This window comes from Caldimonas sp. (genome assembly GCF_046289365.1).
Classification (GTDB): Bacteria; Pseudomonadota; Gammaproteobacteria; order Burkholderiales; family Burkholderiaceae_C; genus Caldimonas.
The window spans coordinates 1-23,531 of record NZ_JBKBVU010000033.1; the positions used below are offsets into that span (position 1 = coordinate 1).

21 protein-coding genes are annotated in these 23,531 nt (G+C 67.4%); 16 read left to right on the forward strand and 5 right to left on the reverse strand.

Features of this window, described 5'->3' with window-relative positions; all coding sequences use genetic code 11:
• Together hslV and hslU are read left to right on the forward strand one after the other, a co-directional pair.
• Positions 1-361 (forward strand): ATP-dependent protease subunit HslV (gene hslV, locus ACK42S_RS05410; protein ID WP_409704273.1); only part of this gene is annotated, 361 nt, incomplete at its 5' end.
• Positions 358-1,689, forward strand: coding sequence for an ATP-dependent protease ATPase subunit HslU (gene hslU / locus ACK42S_RS05415; protein ID WP_409704275.1), 1,332 nt, complete (start codon positions 358-360; stop codon positions 1,687-1,689). The genes hslV and hslU, both read left to right, overlap by 4 nt.
• A gap of 39 nt (positions 1,690-1,728) precedes the next feature.
• Here hslU and ACK42S_RS05420 read toward each other — a convergent pair whose 3' ends face one another.
• The gene (locus ACK42S_RS05420; protein ID WP_409704277.1) at positions 1,729-2,511 is read right to left on the reverse strand and encodes a type III pantothenate kinase; all 783 of its coding nucleotides are present in this window, start codon (positions 2,509-2,511) and stop codon (positions 1,729-1,731) included.
• 54 nt (positions 2,512-2,565) lie between these two features.
• Here ACK42S_RS05420 and ACK42S_RS05425 point away from each other — a divergent pair, with 54 nt between their 5' ends.
• The 3 genes from ACK42S_RS05425 to ACK42S_RS05435 all read left to right on the forward strand — a co-directional run bounded on the left by ACK42S_RS05425 (position 2,566) and on the right by ACK42S_RS05435 (position 7,562).
• Positions 2,566-3,426: a PPK2 family polyphosphate kinase gene (locus tag ACK42S_RS05425; RefSeq protein WP_409704279.1), complete on the forward strand. Its 861-nt coding sequence runs from the start codon at positions 2,566-2,568 to the stop codon at positions 3,424-3,426.
• 125 nt (positions 3,427-3,551) lie between these two features.
• A complete protein-coding gene (gene icmF, locus ACK42S_RS05430; RefSeq protein ID WP_409704281.1) occupies positions 3,552-6,845 on the forward strand; it encodes a fused isobutyryl-CoA mutase/GTPase IcmF in 3,294 nt (1,097 codons plus the stop codon).
• Between the two features lie 75 nt (positions 6,846-6,920).
• Positions 6,921-7,562, forward strand: a complete 642-nt coding sequence (locus tag ACK42S_RS05435) for a hypothetical protein (protein WP_409704283.1) — start codon at positions 6,921-6,923, stop codon at positions 7,560-7,562.
• 7 nt (positions 7,563-7,569) lie between these two features.
• Here ACK42S_RS05435 and ACK42S_RS05440 read toward each other — a convergent pair whose 3' ends face one another.
• Positions 7,570-8,316: a Crp/Fnr family transcriptional regulator gene (locus tag ACK42S_RS05440; protein WP_409704285.1), complete on the reverse strand. Its 747-nt coding sequence runs from the start codon at positions 8,314-8,316 to the stop codon at positions 7,570-7,572.
• A gap of 123 nt (positions 8,317-8,439) precedes the next feature.
• Between ACK42S_RS05440 and ACK42S_RS05445 the strand changes: the two genes are divergently transcribed.
• The 9 genes from ACK42S_RS05445 (at position 8,440) to ACK42S_RS05485 (ending at position 18,245) form a co-directional block, all read left to right on the forward strand.
• Positions 8,440-10,374: an AMP-dependent synthetase/ligase gene (locus tag ACK42S_RS05445; protein WP_409704287.1), complete on the forward strand. Its 1,935-nt coding sequence runs from the start codon at positions 8,440-8,442 to the stop codon at positions 10,372-10,374.
• Positions 10,375-10,451: 77 nt separating this feature from the next.
• Positions 10,452-11,237 (forward strand): ABC transporter ATP-binding protein, encoded by a 786-nt coding sequence (locus tag ACK42S_RS05450; RefSeq protein ID WP_409704312.1) that lies wholly within the window; start codon positions 10,452-10,454, stop codon positions 11,235-11,237.
• Positions 11,238-11,246: 9 nt separating this feature from the next.
• Positions 11,247-12,176 (forward strand): branched-chain amino acid ABC transporter permease, encoded by a 930-nt coding sequence (locus ACK42S_RS05455; RefSeq protein ID WP_409704289.1) that lies wholly within the window; start codon positions 11,247-11,249, stop codon positions 12,174-12,176.
• 17 nt (positions 12,177-12,193) lie between these two features.
• On the forward strand, positions 12,194-13,258 hold the full coding sequence (locus ACK42S_RS05460) for a branched-chain amino acid ABC transporter permease (RefSeq protein ID WP_409704291.1): 1,065 nt from the start codon (positions 12,194-12,196) through the stop codon (positions 13,256-13,258).
• A 70-nt stretch (positions 13,259-13,328) separates the two neighbouring features.
• On the forward strand, positions 13,329-14,666 hold the full coding sequence (locus ACK42S_RS05465; protein ID WP_409704294.1) for an ABC transporter substrate-binding protein: 1,338 nt from the start codon (positions 13,329-13,331) through the stop codon (positions 14,664-14,666).
• 97 nt (positions 14,667-14,763) lie between these two features.
• Positions 14,764-15,570 carry an ABC transporter ATP-binding protein gene (locus ACK42S_RS05470; RefSeq protein ID WP_409704296.1) on the forward strand — a complete coding sequence of 269 codons (807 nt, stop codon included), beginning with the start codon at positions 14,764-14,766 and terminating at the stop codon, positions 15,568-15,570.
• 4 nt (positions 15,571-15,574) lie between these two features.
• Complete coding sequence (locus ACK42S_RS05475; RefSeq protein WP_409704298.1) at positions 15,575-15,868, forward strand: hypothetical protein; 294 nt, start codon at positions 15,575-15,577, stop codon at positions 15,866-15,868.
• A complete protein-coding gene (locus ACK42S_RS05480) occupies positions 15,865-17,136 on the forward strand; it encodes a phenylacetate--CoA ligase family protein (RefSeq protein WP_409704300.1) in 1,272 nt (423 codons plus the stop codon). The genes ACK42S_RS05475 and ACK42S_RS05480 overlap by 4 nt, the downstream gene beginning before the upstream one ends.
• A gap of 134 nt (positions 17,137-17,270) precedes the next feature.
• A complete protein-coding gene (locus ACK42S_RS05485; protein WP_409704302.1) occupies positions 17,271-18,245 on the forward strand; it encodes a tripartite tricarboxylate transporter substrate binding protein BugD in 975 nt (324 codons plus the stop codon).
• Between the two features lie 59 nt (positions 18,246-18,304).
• Here ACK42S_RS05485 and dtd read toward each other — a convergent pair whose 3' ends face one another.
• The 3 genes from dtd to tyrS are packed head-to-tail and all read right to left on the reverse strand — an operon-like array spanning position 18,305 to position 20,842.
• Positions 18,305-18,745: a D-aminoacyl-tRNA deacylase gene (dtd, locus tag ACK42S_RS05490; RefSeq protein WP_409704304.1), complete on the reverse strand. Its 441-nt coding sequence runs from the start codon at positions 18,743-18,745 to the stop codon at positions 18,305-18,307.
• Positions 18,745-19,641 carry a cation diffusion facilitator family transporter gene (locus tag ACK42S_RS05495; protein WP_409704306.1) on the reverse strand — a complete coding sequence of 299 codons (897 nt, stop codon included), beginning with the start codon at positions 19,639-19,641 and terminating at the stop codon, positions 18,745-18,747. The genes dtd and ACK42S_RS05495 overlap by 1 nt, the downstream gene beginning before the upstream one ends.
• A 22-nt stretch (positions 19,642-19,663) precedes the next feature.
• Positions 19,664-20,842 carry a tyrosine--tRNA ligase gene (tyrS, locus tag ACK42S_RS05500; protein ID WP_409704314.1) on the reverse strand — a complete coding sequence of 393 codons (1,179 nt, stop codon included), beginning with the start codon at positions 20,840-20,842 and terminating at the stop codon, positions 19,664-19,666.
• Positions 20,843-21,134: 292 nt separating this feature from the next.
• Between tyrS and ACK42S_RS05505 the strand changes: the two genes are divergently transcribed.
• Both ACK42S_RS05505 and ACK42S_RS05510 read left to right on the forward strand, forming a co-directional pair.
• On the forward strand, positions 21,135-22,508 hold the full coding sequence (locus ACK42S_RS05505) for a M23 family metallopeptidase (RefSeq protein WP_409704308.1): 1,374 nt from the start codon (positions 21,135-21,137) through the stop codon (positions 22,506-22,508).
• A partial coding sequence (locus tag ACK42S_RS05510) for an anhydro-N-acetylmuramic acid kinase (protein WP_409704310.1) occupies positions 22,505-23,531 on the forward strand: 1,027 nt, incomplete at its 3' end. The genes ACK42S_RS05505 and ACK42S_RS05510, both read left to right, overlap by 4 nt.

Sequence of the window (23,531 nt, forward strand, 5' to 3'; positions counted from 1 at the left end):
CTTCACGCTCTTCGAACGCTTCGAGGCCAAGCTGGAGAAGCACCAAGGCCACCTCGTGCGCGCCGCCATCGAGCTCACCAAGGACTGGCGCACCGACCGCGTGCTGCGCCGCCTGGAAGCCATGCTCGCCGTGGCCGACCGCGAGACCTCGCTGATCATCACCGGCAATGGCGACGTGCTGGAACCCGAGCACGGCATCATCGCCATCGGCTCGGGCGGCGCCTACGCCCAGGCGGCCGCCCGTGCCCTGCTGGAGCACACCGAGCTGGCCGCGCCCGAGATCGTCAAGAAGTCGCTCGAGATCGCCGGCGACCTGTGCATCTACACCAACCACCACCACACGATCGAGGTGCTGGGATGAGCGCCATGACGCCCCAGGAGATCGTCTCCGAACTCGACCGCCACATCATCGGCCAGCAGCAGGCCAAACGCTCGGTGGCCATCGCGCTGCGCAACCGCTGGCGCCGCCAGCAGGTGGATGAGAAGCTGCGCCCCGAGATCACGCCCAAGAACATCCTGATGATCGGCCCCACCGGCGTGGGCAAGACCGAGATCGCGCGCCGCCTGGCCCGCCTGGCCGATGCGCCCTTCATCAAGGTGGAGGCCACCAAGTTCACCGAGGTGGGCTATGTGGGCAAGGACGTGGACTCCATCATCCGCGACTTGGTGGACATGTCGGTCAAGCAAACGCGCGAGGCCGAGATGCGCAAGCTGCGCTCGCGCGCCGAGGATGCCGCCGAGGAGCGCATCCTGGACGTGCTGGTGCCTGCGCCGCGCAGCGACTTCGGCCTGGCCCCCGCCTCGACCCCCGACAGCCCCGCGCGTCAGACCATGCGCAAGCGCCTGCGCGAAGGTCAGCTCGACGACAAGGAAATCGAAATCGAGGTGGCTGACCCCCGCCCCGCGCTGGAGATCATGGGCCCACCGGGCATGGAGGAGATGACCGAGCAGTTGCGCGGCCTGTTCTCGCAGTTCGGCGCGGCCAAGCGCAAGACCCGCAAGCTCAGAATCGCCGAGGCGCTGAAGCTGCTGGTGGACGAGGAAGCCGCCAAACTGATCAACGAGGACGAGATCCGCACCCGCGCGCTGGCCAATGCCGAGCAGAACGGCATCGTCTTCATCGACGAGATCGACAAGGTGGCCTCGCGCTCGGACGTGGGCGGTGCCGACGTGTCGCGCCAGGGCGTGCAGCGCGACCTGCTGCCGCTGGTGGAGGGCACGACCGTCAACACCAAGTACGGGATGGTCAAGACCGACCACATCCTCTTCATCGCCTCGGGCGCCTTCCACCTCAGCAAGCCCAGCGATCTCATCCCCGAGCTGCAGGGGCGCTTCCCGATCCGCGTCGAACTGGGGCCCCTGTCGGTGGAGGACTTTGAGGCCATTCTGACGCAGACCCATGCCAACCTGACGCGCCAGTACCAGGCCCTGCTCGCCACCGAGGGCGTGACACTGGAGTTCACGCCCGAGGGCATTCGCCGCATCGCGCAGATCGCCTACGAGGTGAACGACCGCACCGAAAACATCGGTGCGCGCCGCCTGTCCACCGTGCTCGAAAAGCTCCTCGACGAAGTCTCCTTCGAGGCCAGCCGGCTCGAAGGCCAGACCGTCACGATCGACGCCGCCTACGTGGACGCCCGGCTGGCCGAGCTGGCGAAAGACGAGGATCTCTCGCGCTACATCCTCTGAGTAACCGTCTTCCGAATCAAGCAGTGTGAAGCGGCAGGCTCAGAGCGCCCGCTTGGCTTGCGCGCGTCGATGCGCGATGTGCAGCAGGCCGTCGAAGATCAGCGTCTCGACCAGCTCGAATTCCTGGCCCAGGTGGGGGGCCATCTTCCATCCCGCCCCCCCGGTCAGCCAGCACGAAGGCGGCTCGCCGCAGCGCTCGGTGAGGTTGTGGTACATCCGGTCGATCGCCCCGGCGATCGCGAAGGTGCCGCCGGTGGTCAGTGCATCGCTGGTGTTGGTGGGGAAGTCGCGCACCTCCCCGGTGGGCACGCGCAGGCCCGCCGTGCCGCTTTCCAGCGCGCGCAGCATGATGCCGTGGCCGGGCAGGATGAGGCCTCCAAGGAAGTGGCCGCTCGCATCCAGCGCATCGACGGTCACGGCCGTGCCCACCATCACCACCAGCGCCGGACGCGGCCGACCGCCGTTGAGCAGGTGCCAGCGCGCCCCGATCATCGCAACCCACCGGTCCGCGCCCAGGCGCGACGGATGGTCGTAGCCGTTGATGACCTCGTCCTCCTGGCTGCTGGCGACCACCCACACCGGGGGGAAGTCCCACAGCTCCTCGATCTGCTCTTCGACGCGGCGACGCACCGCATCGCTGGCCACGCAGCAGCCGATCATCGCCTCAGGCGCGGCCAGGTCCTTCCACTCGTCCTCGGCCAGGGTGTCGATGTTCTCGATGAACACCGCCCCATGCGCCAGCAGGCGCGCGCCGGGGTGCATGGCGTCGTAGACGGCCCACTTCAGGCGCGTGTTGCCGATGTCGATGGCGAGGAAGCTCATGGGGTGGCATTATGGGTGCGATGGGCGCCGGGCGTGCGCCCCACAGGAGACATCATGGCCCCGCCCCGCTTCCCGGTCCTGAAGGATCCGCGCTTCGAAGGCTGGCATTTCCACCAGGCCGACGGCCGCGACGGGCGAGCACCGGTGCATCTGGAGCGGCTGTCTGCGGCGGACAAACCCTTTGCCAACGGCCCGAAGAACGGTGACCGGGAGCGCGTGGAGCAATTGGCCGAGGAGCTCGACCTGCTGCAGGAGCATTTCTATGCGGACGGGCGTCACAAGCTGCTGGTGGTGTTGCAGGGCATGGACACCAGCGGCAAGGACGGCACGGTGCGCAGCGTGTTCGGCCGCATGAGCCCGCTGGGTGTGCACACCGTGGCCTTCAAGGCGCCCAACAGCACCGAACTGGCCTACGACTACCTCTGGCGCGTGCACCAGCGCGTGCCACGCGCCGGCGAGATCGTGATCTTCAACCGCAGCCACTACGAGGACGTGCTGGTGCCGGTGGTCGAAGGCTGGATCGATGAGGACGAGACGCAACGCCGCTACCGCCACCTCTGCGACTTCGAGCGCATGCTGGCCGAGACCGGCACCGTCATCGTCAAGTGCATGCTGCACATCTCGAAGGACGAGCAAAAGGAGCGCCTGCAGGCCCGCCTGGACGACGACCGCAAGCACTGGAAGTTCGACCCGCGCGACCTGCACGCCCGCGCCCGCTGGAACGACTACCAGCGGGCCTACGAGGCCGCCCTGGCCGCCACCGCCACCCCCTGGGCGCCATGGACGGTGGTCCCCGCCGATTCCAAGACCCACCGCAATCTGATGGTCGCCACGCTGATCCGCGACGTGCTCCAGGGCCTGGACCTGCGCTACCCGCGACCCGACTTCGACCCGAAGAGCATCCGGATCGACTGAAACCTAGGGTTATCCATAGGCCGGCGGCTTCAGGGGGCCGGTCTGCCAGACTTTGATGGCATGATTGACGTTGACGTAAACGTCAATTCGAGCCCCACCCCGTCCAACCCACAGGCTGTCCCGAGATGACCGACCTTTCCGCCGAATACCAGGCCCTGGCCGCGTACCGTCCGACCCACAAGGTGCGTTTCGTCACCGCCGCCTCGCTCTTCGACGGCCACGACGCCTCGATCAACATCATGCGGCGCATCCTGATGAGCATGGGGGCCGAGGTGATCCACCTGGGTCACAACCGCTCGGTGGACGAGGTGGTGACCGCCGCCTTGCAGGAAGACGCCCACGGCATCGCGATCAGCTCCTACCAGGGCGGGCATGTCGAGTACTTCAAGTACATGGTGGACCTGCTGCGCCAGCGCGGGGGCGAGCACATCCAGGTTTTCGGCGGCGGCGGCGGCGTGATCGTGCCGACCGAGATCCGCGAACTGCAGGACTACGGCGTGGCGCGCATCTACAGCCCCGAGGACGGCCAGCGCATGGGGCTGCAGGGCATGATCGGCGAGATGCTGATGCGCGCCGACCAGGATCTTTCAGTGCACGCCCCGCGCGAGCTGTCCGCGCTGGAGGGCCATGATGACCGGGCCTGGCGCGCGCTGGCCCGGCTCATCACGGCGCTGGAGGCCGGCACAGTCCCTGCCGCGCTGCGCGAGGCTGTGCATCAGCGCGCGGCGCAGGCGCGCATCCCGGTGCTGGGCATCACCGGCACCGGCGGGGCGGGCAAATCCAGCCTCACCGACGAACTCATCCGCCGCTTGCGCCTGGACCAGGACGACCAGCTTCGCATCGCGGTCATCAGCATCGACCCGTCTCGGCGCAAGAGCGGCGGCGCGCTGCTGGGCGACCGCATCCGCATGAACGCGATCGGCCCGTGGCAGCAGGGCCCGCGCGTGTACATGCGCAGCCTGGCCACGCGCGAGGCCGGCAGCGAGATCAGCCAGGCCCTGCCCGACGTGGTGGCCGCCTGCAAGGTCGCCGGCTTCGACCTGGTGATCGTCGAGACCTCCGGCATCGGCCAGGGCGATGCGGCCATCGTGCCGCACGTGGACGTGCCCATGTACGTGATGACGCCGGAGTTCGGCGCGGCCAGCCAGCTCGAGAAGATCGACATGCTCGACTTCGCCGAGTTCGTGGCGATCAACAAGTTCGACCGCAAGGGGGCGCTGGACGCCCTGCGCGACGTGGCCAAGCAGGTGCAGCGCAACCGCGAGGCCTTCGGCCAGCGCCCCGAGGACATGCCCGTCTTCGGCACCATGGCCAGCCGCTTCAACGACGACGGCGTGACCGCGCTGTACCAGGCGCTGCGCCAGCGGCTGGCCGAGCTGGGCCTGCCGGTGAAGGAGGGCCGGCTGCCGACGGTCTCGACCCGCCACAGCACCCACCAGAACCCCATCGTGCCGCCTGCGCGCACCCGCTACCTGGCCGAGATCGCCGACACGGTGCGCGGCTACAAGGCTCGGGCGCGCAAGCAGTCGGCCCTGGCGCGCGAGATCCAGCAGTTGCGCGAATCGGCACGCATGCTCAAGGAGGCCATCCCGGAGAAGAACAAGGCTGTGGAAGCCCTGCTCGAGCAGGCGCAGCGGCGCGAGGCCCAGCTCGAGCCGACGGCGAAGAAACTGTTGGCCCAGTGGCCGCAGATGCAGCAGGCCTACGCGGGCGACGAGTACGTCGTGAAGATCCGCGACAAGGAGATCCGCACCTCGCTCGTGCACACCACGCTGTCGGGCAACAAGATCCGCAAGGTCGCCCTGCCCCGCTTCGAGGATCATGGCGAACGCCTGAAGTGGCTGATGCTGGAGAACGTGCCCGGCTCCTTCCCCTACACCGCCGGTGTGTTTGCCTTCAAGCGCGAGGGCGAGGACCCCACCCGCATGTTCGCCGGCGAGGGAGACCCGGCACGCACCAACCGGCGCTTCAAGCTGCTGTCCGAAGGCATGCCGGCCAAGCGTCTGTCCACGGCCTTCGACTCGGTCACGCTCTACGGCGCCGATCCCGACCCGCGCCCGGACATCTACGGCAAGGTGGGCAACTCGGGCGTGTCCGTCGCCACGCTGGACGACATGAAGGTGCTCTACAGCGGCTTCGACCTGTGCTCGCCCCACACCAGCGTGTCGATGACCATCAACGGGCCGGCCCCCACCATCCTGGCGATGTTCATGAACACCGCCATCGACCAGCAGCTCGACAAGTTCCGCGCCGACAACGGCCGCGAGCCCACCGACGACGAAGCCCAGAAGATCCGAGAGTGGGTGCTGGAGAACGTGCGCGGCACCGTGCAAGCCGACATCCTGAAGGAAGACCAGGGCCAGAACACCTGCATCTTCTCCACCGAGTTCAGCCTGAAGGTCATGGGCGACATCCAGGAGTACTTCGTGCACCACAAGGTGCGCAACTTCTACTCGGTGTCCATCAGCGGCTATCACATCGCCGAAGCCGGCGCCAACCCGATCAGCCAGCTCGCCTTCACGCTGGCCAACGGCTTCACCTTTGTGGAAGCCTACCTGGCGCGTGGCATGCACATCGACGACTTCGCGCCCAACCTGTCCTTCTTCTTCAGCAATGGCATGGACCCGGAGTACACCGTGCTGGGCCGGGTGGCCCGGCGCATCTGGGCCGTGGCGATGAAGGAGAAGTACGGCGCCAACGAGCGCAGCCAGAAACTCGAGTACCACATCCAGACCAGCGGCCGCAGCCTGCACGCGCAGGAGATCGCCTTCAACGACATCCGCACCACGCTGCAGGCGCTCATTGCCATCTACGACAACTGCAACAGCCTGCACACCAACGCCTACGACGAAGCCATCACCACCCCCACCGAGGAATCGGTGCGCCGGGCCATGGCCATCCAGCTCATCATCAACCGCGAGTGGGGGCTGGCGAAGAACGAGAACCCCAACCAGGGCGCCTTCATCATCGAGGAGCTGACCGAACTGGTAGAAGAGGCCGTGCTGGCCGAGTTCGAGAAGATCGCCGAGCGCGGCGGCGTGCTGGGCGCGATGGAGACCGGCTACCAGCGCAGCAAGATCCAGGAGGAATCGCTGCACTACGAGATGCTCAAGCACACCGGCGAGCTGCCCATCATCGGCGTGAACACCTTCCGCAACCCGCATGGTGACCCCATTCCCGAAGCGCTGGAGCTGGCGCGCTCGACCGAGGAGGAGAAGCAGTCGCAGCTGGCGCGGCTGGCCGACTTCCATGCACGTCACGCCCACGAGGCGCCGGCCATGCTCGAGCGCCTGAAGCAGGCCGTGATCGACAACCGCAACGTCTTCGAGGTGTTGATGGACGCGGTGCGCTGCTGCTCGCTGGGCCAGATCACCCACGCGCTGTTCGAAGTGGGCGGGCAGTACCGTCGCAACATGTGACCCCCTGTGCCGCGGGGTTGTCGGGCCTGGACCCGCGGCCAAAATGGCGGGGTGGTTCCTTCTGCCCTTCGATCAATGCTGTGGCTGCTGGCCCTGGCCGGCAGCCCGGCCTTGGCCGTCGTCGAGCCGGCCACGGGCCGCTGGACGCCCGGCATCGGCGACCCCACCGTGATGGGCTGGCTGACCGTGCTGGCCTACCTGGGCACGGCCTCGCTGGCCGTGGTGAACCTGCTGGCGGCGCGCCGCACCCGGCTGCCGTGGCTCTACTGGGCCGTCGTGGCGGCCCTGATGGCGCTGCTGGCGCTGAACAAGCAGCTCGATCTGCAAACCTGGTTCACCCAGCTCGGGCGCGACCTGGCCCTCGCCCAGGGCTGGTACGCGCAGCGGCGCATCGTGCAGGCTGGTTTCATCGTGGTGCTGGCCTGCGGAGCGGCCGGCGTCTCGGTGCTACTGTGGCGCCAATGGCGCCGGCAGTGGCAAGGCTACCGCCTCAGCGCGCTCGGGCTGGTCCTGCTGCTGGCTTTCATCGTGATCCGCGCCGCCACCTTCCATCACATCGACGAATGGCTCGGGTGGGGCCTGGCCGGCCTGAAGCTCAATCACCTGCTCGAACTGGGCGCCATCGGGCTGATCGCCGCCGGCGCCTGGCAGTGGCACCGATTCCATCGCAAGACGGTGCGCGAGTTCTTCCTGCATCACCTCGGCATGATGCGCTAAAGCGCCATCACTCCTGCAGCGCGCGGAAGACCTGCCGCTGCAGACCCTGCAGGTCGAGCACGCGCACGCCGCCATACTCGATGCGGATCAGACCCTGATCCTGCAGCACGTGCAGCGCCTCGTTGACCCGCTGGCGCGACAGTCCCACCAGCGCCCCCAGCTCCTGCTGGGTGATGCGCAGCAAGGTACCCACGCCGGGATAGAGCACGGGATGGAAGAGCGCCGCCAGGCTGCGCGCCACACGGGCATCCGGGTCGTTCATGCGGTCGATCTCGCGCGCGGCGATGAACTGGCCCAGACGTTCGTTGAGCTGGCGCATCACGAAGCGGTTGAAAGGAATGCTGTTGTCCAGCAGCCAGTGGAAGGTTTCGATGTCCAGCCCTGCCACCAGACTGGCCCGCAGGGCCTGCACGTTGTAGCGGTAGGGCTCGCGCTTGAGCAGCGTGCCCTCGCCGAACCAGGCACCCGGCGGCAGGCCGGTAAAGGTGATGGGCGTGCCGGCCGAGGAATCATTGCTCATCTTGAGCAAGCCAGCGATCACACCGAACCAATAGGTGGGCGCACGCCCGATGCGGCACACCAGCTCCCCCGGTTCGGCCCGCACCACCTGGATCCGGGCGGCCGCCAGCGCGCGGTCGCCGTCGTCGAGATGCGCCAGCCAGGGCACGTCGGCCAGTTCGGCATCACTGGGCGAGCGGGCTCGGCGCAGCAGAGCACCGGCAGGCGGCAGGTCCTTGGACACGGCAACGGACACGGGTTATTCCCCAGGGGGGCGACCCTAGGATTGTCGTCAGAACGACAACACGACGTCAAACATCTTCCTAGCATCCCTGGCATGCGATGAGCCGGCAAGCGCCGGCCCCACCAGGAGACGACGGTGCAGACCACCTTTCCGAAGCTCATGCTCGAGCACGCGGCGCGCCGACCGGGCGCCCCGGCCCTGCGCGAAAAGGAATACGGCATCTGGCAGACGATGAGCTGGGCCGAGCTGGCCACGCTCGTGCGGCATCTGGCCGGCGGCCTGGCCCAGGCAGGCTTGCGACGCGGCGAGCACCTCGTGGTGGTGGGCGAGAACCGCCCCCGCCTGTACGCCACGATGCTGGCCGCGCAGTCACTGGGCGCCGTTCCCGTCCCGCTGTACCAGGACGCGGTGGCCGCCGAATTCGTCTATCCCCTCAACAACGCCGAGGTGGCCTTCGCCGTCGTCGAGGACCAGGAGCAGGTCGACAAGCTGCTGGAAGTGCGCCCACAGTGCCCCCGGCTCGCACGCATCTGGTACGACGACCCACGCGGCCTGCGCAACTACCGCGAAAGTGGTCTGAACAGCCTCGATGCCCTCATCGAAGCCGGCCGCGTCTTCGACGCCCAGCATCCCGGCTTCTTCCAGGCCGAGGTGGACAAAGCCCGTTCCGACGACGTCGCCGCGATGTTCTTCACCTCGGGCACCACCGGCAACCCCAAGGGCGTGGTCCACACGCACCACGCGCTGATCGACCGGGCTCTGGCCGGCGCGAAGTTCGACCGGCTCACCGAGCACGAGGAGGTGCTCGCTTACCTGCCGCCGGCCTGGATCGGCCAGAACTGCTTCAGCTATGCGCAGTGGCTCGTGTGCGGCTACGTGGTGAACTGCCCCGAGTCGGCCTCCACCGTGATGATCGACCTCAAGGAGATCGGCCCCACCTACTACTTCGCGCCGCCACGCATCTTCGAAGGCCTGCTCACCAGCGTGATGATCCGCATGGAGGACGCCGGGCGCTTCAAGCGCTGGCTCTTCCACCACTTCATGGACGTGGCGCGCCGCGTAGGCCCGGCCCGCATGGACGGCAAACCCCTGTCGCTGGGCGAGCGTCTGGCCTATGCCCTTGGAGACCTGTTCGTCTACGGACCGCTGCGCAACAACCTCGGGATGAGTCGCATCCGCGTGGCCTACACCGCCGGCGAGGCCATCGGCCCAGACCTCTTCACCTTCTACCGCTCCATCGGCATCAACCTCAAGCAGCTCTACGGCTCCACCGAAACCGCCGTGTTCGTCTGCCTGCAACCCGACCACGAGGTCAAGGCCGACACCGTGGGCGTGCCCATCGAGGGCGTGGAGATCAAGCTCGATGCCAACGGCGAGATCCTCATCCGTTCACCCGGCTTGCTCAAGGAGTACTACAAGAACCCCCAGGCTACCGCCGAGGTCAAGACGGTCGACGGCTGGTACCGCAGCGGCGACGCCGGCTTCCTCGACGCCAGCGGCCACCTGAAGATCATCGACCGTGCCAAGGACGTGGGCCGCATGGCCGATGGCTCGATGTTCGCACCCAAGTACATCGAGAACAAGCTCAAGTTCTTCCCCCACATCAAGGAGGCGGTGGCCTTCGGCGACAAGCGCGACAAGGTGTGCGCCTTCATCAACATCGACTTCGAGGCCGTGGGCAACTGGGCCGAAAAGCGCAACCTGCCCTATGCGGGCTACACCGACCTGGCTCAGAAACCCGAGGTCTACGAGCTCATCCGTGAATGCGTCGAGAAGGTCAACGCCGACCTCGCCCAGGACGACAAGCTCGCGGGCAGCCAGATCAGCCGCTTCCTCATCCTGCACAAGGAACTCGACGCCGACGACGGCGAGCTCACCCGCACCCGCAAGGTGCGCCGCAGCTACATCGCCGAAAAGTATGGCGTCCTGGTCGACGCGCTGTACGGTGGCAAGACCTCGCAGTACATCGAGACCCAGGTCAAGTTCGAGGACGGCCGCACGGGCGTCGTCAGCGCCGACCTGCGCATCGTCGACACCAAGACCTACCCTGCCGTGAAGAGGGCTGCCTGATGACCACTGCCACTGCTCTGCGCGCCCCCCTGCCGGTGGGCGATGACCTTCCGGCCGCCAACGATGCGGCTCCTCCCGTGGCCGGCCGCAAGATCGGCGACGTGATCCTGGATGTGCGCAACATCTCGCTGAGCTTCGGCGGCGTCAAGGCGCTCACCGACATCAGCTTCAACGTGCGTGAGCACGAGATCCGCGCCATCATCGGCCCCAACGGCGCGGGCAAGAGTTCGATGCTCAACTGCATCAACGGCGTCTACCAGCCCCAGCAAGGGTCGATCGTCTTCCGCGGCCAGACCTTCAAGCACATGAACTCACGCCAGGTGGCCGAGATGGGGGTGGCGCGCACCTTCCAGAACCTGGCCCTGTTCAAGGGCATGAGCGTGCTCGACAACATCATGACGGGCCGCAACCTGCGCATGAAGAGCAACATCTTCCTGCAGGCCCTGCGCTGGGGTCCGGCCGAGCGTGAGGAGATCGCCCACCGCGAATTCGTCGAACGCATCATCGACTTCCTGGAAATCCAGGCTTACCGCAAGACGCCCGTGGGGCGCCTGCCCTACGGATTGCAAAAGCGCGTGGACCTCGGCCGCGCGCTGGCCATGGAGCCCCAGGTGCTGCTGCTCGACGAGCCAATGGCCGGCATGAACGTGGAGGAGAAGCAGGACATGTGCCGCTTCATCCTCGACGTGAACGACGAGTTCGGCACCACCATCGTGCTGATCGAGCACGACATGGGCGTGGTGATGGACATCTCCGACCGGGTCGTGGTGCTCGACTACGGCAAGAAGATCGGCGACGGCACGCCCGACGAGGTGCGCCGCAACGAAGACGTGATCCGCGCCTACCTGGGCACCAGCCACTGAGGACTTGCGATGGGATTCTTCCTCGAAACCCTGTTCGGCGGCCTGATGGCCGGCATGCTGTACTCGCTCATCGCCCTGGGCTTCGTGCTCATCTTCAAGGCTTCGGGCGTGTTCAACTTCGCCCAGGGCGCGATGGTGCTCTTTGCGGCGCTGGCGATGGCGCGCTTCTCGGAATGGATCCCGCAATGGACAGGGATCGACAGCCGCCTGTTTGCCAACGTCGGCGCCTTCATCCTGGCCATGGCGGTGATGGTGGTCGTGGCCTGGCTCATCGAGAAGCTGGTGCTGGGCAAGCTCGTCAATCAGGAAGGCATCACGCTGCTGATGGCCACGCTGGGCATCACCTACTTCCTCGACGGCGCCGGCCAGACGATCTTCGGATCGGACATCTACAAGATCGACGTCGGCCTGCCCAAGGACCCGCTCTTCCTCTTCGAAAACACCTTCCAAGGTGGCGTGCTGATCGGCAAGGAGGATCTCTACGCCGCGGGCATCGCCGCCGCCTTGGTGATCGCGCTCACGCTGTTCTTCCAGAAGACCGGCACCGGACGGGCCCTGCGTGCGGTGGCCGACGACCACCAGGCCGCGCAGTCGATCGGCATTCCGCTCGGGCGCATCTGGGTCATTGTCTGGAGCGTGGCCGGCTTCGTGGCCCTGGTGGCTGGAATCATCTGGGGCTCCAAGCTGGGCGTGCAGTTCTCGCTGTCGCTGGTGGCACTCAAGGCCCTGCCGGTGGTGATCCTGGGCGGCCTGACCTCGGTGCCCGGCGCCATCATCGGCGGGCTGATCATCGGTGTGGGTGAGAAGCTCTCGGAGATCTACCTCGGCCCGATGCTGGGCGGCGGCATCGAGATCTGGTTCGCCTACGTGCTGGCCCTCGTCTTCCTGCTGTTCCGGCCCCAAGGGCTGTTCGGCGAGAAGATCATCGACCGCGTCTGAGCGAGAAGGAGAACCAGATGCTCTACCGTGAAAACGGCCAGTTCAAGACCAGCTATGCGGCCGACCTGGCCATCTTCCCGATCCGGCAGGACCGCATCGCCATCGGCCTGATCCTTCTCTTTGCCGCCTTCGTGGTGCCGGCGTTCGCCTCGGAATACCTCTTTCGCGCCATCCTCATCCCCTTCCTGATCCTGTCGCTGGCCGCCCTGGGCCTGAACATCCTCGTGGGCTACTGCGGCCAGATCTCGCTGGGCACCGGCGCCTTCATGGCGGTGGGCGCCTATGCGGCCTACAACTTCCAGATCCGCATCGAGGGCATGCCGCTGATCGCCTCGCTGCTGATGGGCGGCGTGTGCGCCACGGCGGTGGGTGTGCTGTTTGGCATCCCCTCACTTCGCATCAAGGGCCTGTACCTGGCAGTGGCCACATTGGCGGCGCAGTTCTTCGCCGACTGGGCCTTCCTGCGCATCAAGTGGTTCACCAACCACTCGGCCTCGGGGTCGGTGTCGGTCTCCAACCTCGAAGTGCTGGGCTGGCGCATCGACACCCCGATGGAGAAGTACCTGTTCTGCCTGGTCTTCGTCGTGGTGTTCGCGCTGCTGGCCAAGAACCTGGTGCGCAGTGCGATCGGACGCGAGTGGATGGCCATCCGCGACATGGACGTGGCCGCCAGCGTCATCGGCATCCGGCCGGTGTACGCCAAGCTCACGGCCTTTGCGGTGAGCTCCTTCATCGTGGGGGTGGCCGGCGCGTTGTGGGGCTTCGTGCACCTGAGCTCCTGGGAGCCGGCCGCCTTCAGCATCGACCGCTCCTTCCAGTTGCTGTTCATGATCATCATCGGCGGCCTGGGCTCCATCATGGGCAGTTTCTTCGGTGCGGCCTTCATCGTGGTGCTGCCCATCTTGCTCAACCAGGTGCCGCTGTGGCTCGGGGTGCCGATCTCCACGGCCCTGGCCTCGCACTTGGAGTTCATGATCTTCGGCGCCCTGATCGTCTTCTTCCTGATCGTCGAGCCTCACGGCCTGGCACGGCTGTGGTCCATCGGCAAGGAAAAGCTGCGCTTGTGGCCTTTCCCGCACTGAGTCCCCCCGGACGTTCCCTTCCTCGAACATCAACACGCACCCCGAGTGCATCCACCCCTAGGAGACAGGCATGAAACTCAAGTCGCTCGCTCTGGCCGCCACCCTGGCAGCCGCCGGTGCTGCCGCCCTGGTCACCACCACCGCGGCCCAGGCCCAGGCCAAGGAACAGTTCTTCCCCGTGCTGGTGTACCGCACGGGCGCCTATGCCCCCAACGGCGTGCCCTTCGCCAACGGCTATGTCGACTACCTCAAGCTCGTCAACGCCCAAGGCGGCCTCAACGGTGTGAAGCTGAGCTGGGAGGAATGCGAGACCGGCTACGCCACCGATCGTGGTGTCGAATGCTATGAGCGGCTCAAAGGAAAGAACGGTGGCGCCACCGTGTTCCAGCCACTGTCCACCGGCATCACCTTCGCGCTGACCGAGAAGGCCCCCGTCGACAAGATCCCGCTGATCACGGCCGGATACGGTCGCTCCGAGTCGGCGGACGGCGGCGTCTTCAAGTGGAACTTCCCGCTGCTGGGCACCTACTGGGTGGCCGCCGACATCCTGGTGCAGCATGTGGGCAAACAGCTCGGCGGCCTGGACAAGCTGCGCGGCAAGAAGATCGCGCTCGTCTACCACGACAGCCCCTATGGCAAGGAGCCCATCCCGCTGCTGCAGGAACGCTCCAAGATGCACGGCTTCGAGCTCATGACCATCCCCGTGACCCACCCGGGCGTGGAACAAAAGGCCGCCTGGCTGCAGATCCGCCAGCAACGGCCGGACTACGTCTTCCTGTGGGGCTGGGGCGTGATGAACTCGACCGCGCTGAAGGAGGCCGTGGCCACCGGCTACCCGCGCGACAAGATGTATGGCGTGTGGTGGGCCGCGGCCGAGCCCGATGTGAAGGACGTGGGGGATGCAGCCAAAGGCTACAACGGCCTGGCGATGCAGCATGGCACCGAGCCCAATGCCAAGGTCGTCAAGGACATCCTTGCCATGGTGCATGACAAGGGCCAGGGCACCGGCCCGCGCGAGGAGGTGGGCTCGGTGCTCTACATGCGCGGGCTCATCTCGGCCATGCTGGCCGTCGAAGGCGTCAAGCGCGCCCAGGAGAAGTACGGCCGCGGCAAGGTCATGACCGGCGAGCAGGTCCGCTGGGGCCTGGAGAACCTGGCACTCGACCAGAAAAAGCTCGACGCTCTGGGCTTTGCCGGCGTGATGCGCCCGGTCAGCACGTCCTGCAACGACCACATGGGATCGGCCTGGGCACGCATCCACACCTGGGACGGCACCAAGTGGAACTTCACCTCCGACTGGTATCAGGCCGACGAACAGATCCTCAAGCCCATGGTGAAGGCGGCGGCCGACAAGTACGCCGCCGAGAAGAAGCTCCAGCGCCGCACGCCCGCGGATTGCCAGTCTTGACCCACCCCCTACGCGCTACGCGCGCCCCCTGCGGGGGGCCGCGCTGGCGGGCCGGCGCAGCCGGCTGCGCGGCGCGTGCTCGATAAGGACGTCTCTCATGGCTACACCGCTACTCAACGTCAACGGCATCGAGGTCATCTACAACCACGTGATCCTCGTGCTCAAGGGCGTGTCGCTGCAGGTGCCCGAAGGGCGCATCGTTGCGCTGCTGGGCGGCAACGGGGCGGGCAAGACCACCACGCTGCGCGCGGTGAGCAATTTGCTCGCGGGCGAGCGCGGCGAAGTCACCAAGGGCTCGATCACGCTGCGCGGTGAGCGCATCGAGAAACTCACCACCGCCGACATGGTCGAGCGCGGCGTGATCCAGGTGATGGAAGGCCGGCACTGCTTCGGCCACCTCACCATCGAGGAAAACCTGCTGACCGGCGCCTACACCCGCAAGGACGGCAAAGCGGCGATCAACGCCACACTGGAGAAGGTCTACAACTACTTCCCCCGGCTCAAGACCCGCCGCCATTCGCAAGCCGCCTACACCTCCGGCGGCGAGCAGCAGATGTGCGCGATCGGCCGTGCGCTGATGGCCAACCCGAAAATGGTGCTGCTCGACGAGCCCTCGATGGGCTTGGCACCGCAGATCGTCGAGGAGGTCTTCGAGATCGTGAAAGACCTCAACACCAAGGAGGGCACGACCTTCCTGCTGGCCGAGCAGAACACCAACATGGCGCTGCGCTATGCCGATTACGGCTACATCCTCGAAAACGGTCGCATCGTGATGGACGGCGAGGCCAAAGCCCTGGCCGAGAACGAGGACGTCAAGGAGTTCTACCTCGGCATGGGCGGCGGCGACCGCAAGAGCTTCCGCGACGTGAAGAGCTACAAGCGCCGCAAGCGCTGGCTGGCCTGACGATATGAGCGCCGACGACTTCTTTGCGTCACCGCCCTTCAAGCCCGATGCCGCTTTGGTGCAACTCAAGCGCAGCCTGCGTGAGCTGCGGCCGCTGCTCGAGCGCGGCGAAGGCTTCGAGCTGCAGGGGCAGCCGGTGCTGCAGCTCGGTGCGCAGGCGGATCACCTGCAGGTGCGCATCGCCAGGAAGCCCGCGCGCAGCCCGCAATGGGACACGCGCCAACTGAGGAACGCCGCCGAGGTGCGCAGCTTCATCGACGAAGTGAAGCGCCGCCTGGCCCGATGGAGTGAGGAATGAGCGCCACACCCGAGTTCTTTGACGCGCTGGAGACCCGCGACCCGGCCGAGCGCGAGACCGCGCTGATGGCGGCACTGCCCCGCCAGGTGGCCCATGCCCAGGCCCGGTCACCCGCCTTTGCCCAGATTCTCGAAGGCATCGACGCCCGCGCGGTGACGAGCCGCGAAGCCCTGGCCCGGCTGCCCGTGACGCGCAAGCACGAGCTGCTCGAACGCCAGAAGGCCCAGCGCAGCGCCGATGCGTTCGGCGGCTTTGCCACCATCGGCTGGCGCGGCATGGCCGGCGGCGCCGGCGCGCGCCGGGTGTTCCAGTCTCCCGGGCCCATCTACGAACCCGAGGGCGAGGCATCCGACTACTGGCGCATGGGTCGCGCCCTGTTTGCCGCGGGCTTCCGGCGCGGCGACCTCGTGCACTGCAGCTTCAGCTACCACCTCACCCCGGCCGGTTCGATGATGGAGACCGGCGCCCATGCCCTGGGCTGCACGGTCTTCCCCGGCGGAGTGGGCCACACCGAACTGCAGTTGCAGGCCATGGCCGAGCTGCGCCCCCAAGGCTATACCGGCACCCCCAGCTTCCTGAAGATCCTGCTCGACCGGGCACGCGAGACCGGCCTGAGCCTACCCAGCCTGCGCAAGGCCCTCGTATCCGGCGAGGCCTTCCCTGCGGCCTTGCGCGAGCACCTGCGTGAGCGGGGCATCGAGGGCTACCAGTGTTATGCCACGGCCGACCTGGGGCTCATCGCGTACGAAACCGCCGCACGCGAAGGCCTGGTGCTCGACGAAGGCGTCATCGTCGAGATCGTGCGCCCCGGCACCGGCGACCCCGTGGCCGACGGGGAGGTCGGTGAGGTGGTGGTGACCACCCTCAACCCCGACTACCCGCTGATCCGCTTCGGCACCGGCGACCTCTCGGCCGTGCTGCCCGGTCGCTGCCCCACCGGCCGCACCCACACCCGCATCCGGGGCTGGCTCGGGCGGGCCGACCAGACCACCAAAGTGCGCGGCATGTTCGTGCACCCGGGCCAGGTGGCAGAGATCGCCCGCCGACACCCCGAGCTGGGACGGGTGCGCCTGGTCGTGGAAGGCGAGATGGCCCAGGACCGCATGCGTCTGCACGTCGAATGCGCCCAGGCGCCCGAAGGGCTGGCCGATCGGGTGGCCGAGTCGATCCGCGAGGTGACCAAACTGCGCGGGGAGGTCGTCGTGGTGCCCCCCGGCAGCCTGCCCAACGACGGCAAGGTCATCGAGGACGCGCGCCGGTACGATTGAACCCGTCGTGCTGCACGGGGCCAGGGCAATCCCGCAGCCCGGCTTACGTAGTTTCCGTCATGGCGTGCGCGCGCCGCCGACCTACGATGCCTCGCTGTACGATTCCGCCTTTTGCCAACCCAGGAGATCAAGCCATGAAACGCCTGTTGCTGGCCGCCACCGCGGCCCTTGCCATGAGCGGCGTCGCTGCCCAGGACTTCCCCGGCAGCAAGCCCGTCACCTTCGTGGTGCCCTTTGCCGCAGGCGGTCCGACCGACAAGGTCGCACGCGACCTCGCCGAGGCAATGCGCAAGCCCTTGGGCGGCAACATCATCGTCGAGAACGTCGCAGGTGCCGGCGGCACGCTGGGCGGCACCCGCGTGGCCAAGGCCAACCCGGACGGCCACACCCTGCTGCTGTGGCACATCGGCATCTCCACCTCGCCGGCCCTGTACCGCAACCTGCAGTTCAAGCCGCTGGAGGACTTCGAATACCTCGGCCTGATCAACGAAGTGCCGATGACCCTGCTGGGCCGCCCCAACCTGCCGCCCAACAACTACGCCGAACTGGTCAAGTGGATCAATGAGAACAAAGGCAAGGTCAACCTGGCCAACGCCGGCCTGGGCGCGGCCTCGCACCTGTGCGGTCTGCTCTTCATGTCGCAACTCAAGGTGGACATGACCACCGTGCCCTACAAGGGCACCGGCCCGGCCATGACCGACCTGATCGGCGGCCAGGTCGATCTGATGTGCGACCAGACCACCAACACCACCCCCCAAATCGCCGCCGGCAAGGTCAAGGCCTACGCCGTCACCTCGCTGCAACGCCTGAACACGCCCGAGCTGCGCAACCTGCCCACGCTGGACGAGTCCGGCCTGAAGGGCTTCAACGTGAGCATCTGGCATGGCCTGTACGCTCCGAAAGGCACGCCCAAGCCGGTGCTCGACAAGCTGAACGCTGCGCTCAAGGAGGCGCTGAAGGATCCTGAATTCATCAAACGCCAGGCCGCCCTGGGGGCCGTGGTCGTCACCGACAACCGCGTCAACCCGGCCGAGCACAAGAAGTTCGTCGAGTCCGAGATCAACAAGTGGACCCCGGTCATCAAAGCCGCCGGCCAGTACGCCGACTGAACGGCCTCGCGACCTGAACACACGGCCCGCCTCGGCGGGCCGTTGTACTTGACGCCTCGTCAGCCCACCGTCAGCGGAATCGTCACCGGCCCATCGTTGATGAGGTGCACCTGCATGTCCGCACCGAAGACGCCGGCGGCCACCGGGGTGTGGCGCGCGCGGGCGCAGGCCAGGACCTGCTCGTACAGCGCCCGCCCCTGCCCGGCGGGCGCCGCCCCGGTGAAGCTGGGCCGGTTGCCGCCCGACACGTCCGCGGCCAGGGTGAACTGAGAAACGATCAGCAGGCCACCGCCCACGTCCACCACGCTGCGGTTCATCTTGCCGGCCTCGTCGCCGAAGATGCGCAGCTTGAGCAGCTTGTCCACCAGGCGCGCTGCCTGGATCTCGGTGTCCTGGGGCTGTGCGCACACCAGCACCAGCAGGCCGCGGCCGATCGCACCGACCACCTCGCCGGCCACTTCCACATGGGCTTGCCGCACCCGCTGCACCAACGCCAGCATCAGGTCTCCTTCGCCGCCGCCTCGTGCAGCCCCACCGGCTCCACCGACTGGGGCAGCAGCTCGATCGTCACCTTCAGGCCCGGCACCGCATCGGTCAGCGCGCGCTCGACCTCGGAGCGCCGGGCCGCGGCCAGCGACAGGCTCCAGCGCCCAGGCACGTGCATGTGGAACTCGCAGAACTTGTAGCGCGCCGCCCGCCGCGTGCGCAGGTGATCGAAGCGGATCTCCTCGCTGGCCAGCCCCGCCAGCACCCTCTGAATCACCGCCCGCTCGGATGCGCCCAAGGCCCGGTCCATCAGCCCGTCGATCGATCGGCGCAGCAGGCTCCAGGCCTCGCGCGTGATGTTCAGTGCCACCCCGATGGCCAGCACCGGATCCAGCCAGAGCCAGCCGGTCACCGGCACCAGCAGCACCCCACCGGCCACGCCGATCGAGGTCCACACATCGGTCATCAGGTGGCGGCCGTCGGCCTCCAGCGCGATGGAGTCGTGCTCGCGCGCGGCGCGCAGCAGCATCCAGGCCACGCCGCCGTTGATCAACGAACTGACCACCGACAGCACCACCCCCAGGCCCAGCGCTTCCAGGGGTTCGGGAGCCAGCAGGCGCTGCACCGCCGCCCAGATGATGGCCAGCGCCGCCCCCAGGATGAGCAGGCCCTCGAAGCCGCTGGAGAAGTACTCGGCCTTGCCATGACCGAAGGGGTGTTCGTCGTCGGCCGGCGCGTGAGCAATCGTCACCATCGCCAGCGCGAAGACGGCCGCGGCCAGGTTGACGAAGGACTCCATCGCATCGGACAGCAGGCCCACCGACCCGGTGAACCACCAAGCCGCCGTCTTCAGCGCGATCGTGACCACCGCCGCGGCGACAGACCACTGCAGGTAGCGGGCGACCTTCATCACAGCGGCCTACCGGCCAGGCTCAGGTGAGCGTCACGCGCGCGAACTTGCGCTTGCCCACCTGCACGACGAAGCGGCCCGGCTGGACCTTCAGGGCCTTGTCGGACACCACGGCGCCGTCGATGCGCACGCCGCCCTGCTCGATCAGGCGCAAGGCCTCGCTCGTGGATGGCGCCAGCCCCGCCTGCTTGAGCAGGGCCCCGATGCCCAGCGGCGCCCCGGCAAGCTGCACCTCGGGCATCTCGTCGGGAATCCCTCCCTTGGACCGGTTGACAAAGTCCTGTTCGGCCGCATCGGCCGCGGCGGCACTGTGGAACCGAGCGGTGATCTCCTTGGCCAGCATCACCTTGGCGTCGCGGGGGTTGCGACCGGCTTCGACCTCGGCTTTCAGCGCGGCGATCTCAGCCTCACTGCGAAAACTCAGCAAAGTGAAGTACTTCCACATCAGCGTATCGCTGATCGACATCAGCTTGCCGAACATGTCGTTGGCCGGTTCGGTGATGCCAATGTAGTTGCCCTTGGACTTGGACATCTTCTCGACGCCGTCCAGGCCCTCGAGCAGCGGCATGGTCAGGATGCACTGCGGCTCCTGGCCATACTCCTGCTGCAGGTGGCGGCCCATCAGCAGGTTGAACTTCTGGTCGGTGCCGCCCAGCTCCAGGTCGCTTCGGAGCGCCACCGAGTCGTAGCCCTGCATCAGCGGGTAGAGGAACTCGTGCACCGAGATCGGCGTGCCGGCCTTGAAGCGGTCGTGGAAGTCGTTGCGCTCCATCATGCGCGCCACGGTGTACTTGGCGGCCAACTGGATCATGCCGCGCGCCCCGAGCGCATCGCTCCACTCCGAGTTGTAGCGGATCTCGGTCTTCTCCGGGTCGAGCACCAGGCTGGCCTGGCGGTAGTAGGTCTCGGCATTGGCGCGGATCTGCTCGGCCGTCAGCGGCGGACGGGTGGAGTTGCGCCCGGACGGGTCGCCGATCATCGAGGTGAAGTCGCCGATCAGGAAGATCACCGTGTGGCCCAGGTCCTGGAGCTGGCGCATCTTGTTCAGCACCACGGTGTGGCCCAGGTGGATGTCCGGCGCCGTCGGGTCCAGGCCGAGCTTGATGCGCAATGGCACGCCAGTTGCTTCAGAACGGGCCAGTTTGTTCAGCCAGTCTTCCTGCGGCAACAATTCCTCGCAACCGCGTAACGAGATGTTCATCGCCTCGCGCACTTTGTCAGTCACGGGGTAGCGCGGTGTCAAGGTGGACGAGGAAGGACTGCCCGAAGCGGAAGACTGAGCCGAAGAGGTGGACATACGGGTTATTTCAGAGGGTTGTCGCGAGAGGCGGTTGATATACTCCAACGCTTTAAAAACAGCCCCTGGCAGGCGCCTTGGATTCTAGTGGAGCGGCAAAGGCCCTCCGCTGGTGACCAGGGGGGTTCAACTCGCGGGCGGGGCCCCGGCCGGTGAGACCGGCGCGGCGTGTCGCTCCTCAGCAGTCAGAAGATCCGTGAAGTTGTTGGAGTCTTGGGAGCGCCACGCGCGCCGCGCCGCCACGTGGGCGCATCGTCATCATCGCGGGCTGGCCGGTGTCGTGCTGGCCGCCCTGTTCGGCACGGCCATCACCGCCTTCGGAGTGGCGCCGCTCGCCCCCGATGCCGCCGATCTGCCCAAGCGCCTGATCGCCGAGCAGGTCGAGCCGCCGGACTGGCAGGCCCAGCTCGAAGCGCTGGGGGAGTTCGAGCTGCAACTCACCCGCAACGACCTCACCCGCGCCACCGACACCGTCGACACCCTGCTGGCCCGACTGAACGTCACGGACGCCCAGGCGGCCGCCTTCCTGCGCAACGACCCCGTCGCGCGCCGCCTGATGCAAGGCCGCGCGGGCAAGATGGTACAGGCCCAGGTCGGCCCTTCGGGAGAGCTGCATCGGCTCATCGCCCGCTACCCGGCCGAAAAGGCCGAGCAATACGCCACCCATTTCACCCGCCTGACGGTCGAGCGCTCGGGCGAGAGCTTTGCAGCCCGCATCGAGCAGGCCGAACTGAACAGCCAGGTGGCCCTGCGCAGCGGCACGATCGAAAGCTCGCTGTGGGCGGCCACCGCGGCCTCGCAGATCCCCGACACCGTCACCATCCAAATGGCGGAGATCTTCGCCAACGAGATCGACTTCCGGCGCGACCTGCGCCGCGGCGACTTCTTCGCCGTGATCTTCGAATCGCTCGAAGCCGATGGGGAGCCCATCACTTGGAACCAGGCGGCCGGGCGCGTGCTGGCCGCCCAGTTCACCAACGCCGGCCGGGTGCACGAGGCCTACTGGTTCCGCGATCCGGTGCTGGGCAAGGCCGCCTACTTCGACCGCAAGGGTGAGAGCCTGCGGCGCGCCTTTCTGGCCTCGCCGATGGAGTTCTCGCGGGTGTCCTCGGGCTTCGCGATGCGCTTCCACCCCATCTTGAAGACCTGGCGCCGCCACCTCGGGGTGGATTACGCCGCGCCCACCGGCACCCCGGTGCGCACCGTGGCCGATGGCGTGGTCGAGTTCGCCGGCTGGCAAAACGGCTATGGCAACGTGATTTTCATCCGGCACACGGGCGGGCGTGTCACCGTCTACGCCCACCTGAGCCGCATCAACGTGCGCCAGGGCCAGCGCGTCGAGCAGGGCCAGCACATCGGTGCCGTGGGCGCCACCGGTTGGGCCACCGGCCCGCATCTGCATTTCGAGATCCGCGAGAACGGCCAGCATGTGGACCCGCTGCGCGTGGCCCGCAGCTCCGAGGCCTTCTCGATCGCCCCGGCCTCGCGCACGCAGTTCCAGGCCCAGGCCCTGGCCTTGCGGAACCAGCTCGCCCTGGCCTCTCAGCAGCAATTCGCCCAGGCTGAATGACCGAGCCAGCCCCCAGCGACGAGGCGGCGCCCGGCGAGGTGGTCCTCGGCCTGATGTCAGGCACCTCGCTGGACGGGGTGGATGGCGTGGCCGTGCGCTTCGGCCGCGGCGAGCCGCCAGCCCTGCAAGTTCTCGCCCATGTCGCCGAGCCGCTGGATGCGACCTTGCGCGAGGAGCTGCTGGCCCTGAACCGCCCCGGCGACAACGAACTGCACCGTGCGGCGCTGGCCGCCAACGCCCTGGCCAGGATCTATGCCGGCGTGGTGCGGCGGCTGCTCGATGCCCTGCCGGCATCGCTGCGCGGGGCCGTGCGGGCCGTCGGCGCCCATGGCCAGACGGTCCGGCACCGGCCGGGCGAATTCGATGGGCATGGCTATACCGTGCAGCTCCTGAATGCCGCCTTGCTGGCCGAGCTCTGCGGCCTGGACGTGGTGGCCGACCTGCGCAGCCGCGACGTGGCCGCCGGGGGCCAGGGTGCCCCGCTGGTGCCGGCCTTCCACGCCGCCTGTTTCGCCCGGCCCGGCGCCTGGGTGGCCGTGCTCAACCTGGGCGGCATCGCCAACCTCAGCCTGCTCGGCCCGCAGGGTGAGGTGCGCGGCTTCGACTGTGGTCCGGGCAATGTGCTGCTGGACGCGTGGTGCCAGCGCCATCTCGGACAACCGTATGACGCGCAAGGCCGCTGGTCGGCCCAGGGCCGGGTGCTGCCCTGGCTGCTCCAGGCGCTGCAGGCCGAACCCTGGCTGGCTGCGCCTGCGCCCAAGAGCACCGGGCGCGACCTCTTCCATGCCGACTGGCTGCAGGCCCGGCTCGACGCCGGGCCGCCTTGCGCACCGGTGGACGTGCAGGCCACGCTGTGCGAGTTCACGGCCGCCTGTGCTGCCGACCACCTGCAGCGCCATGCCCAGGCCACACAGGAACTGATCGTCTGTGGCGGCGGCGCGTTCAACACCGACCTGCTGGCTCGGCTGCGCGCGCGGCTGCCGGGCATGGTGGTGCGGGACTCCGGACAACACGGCCTGCCCC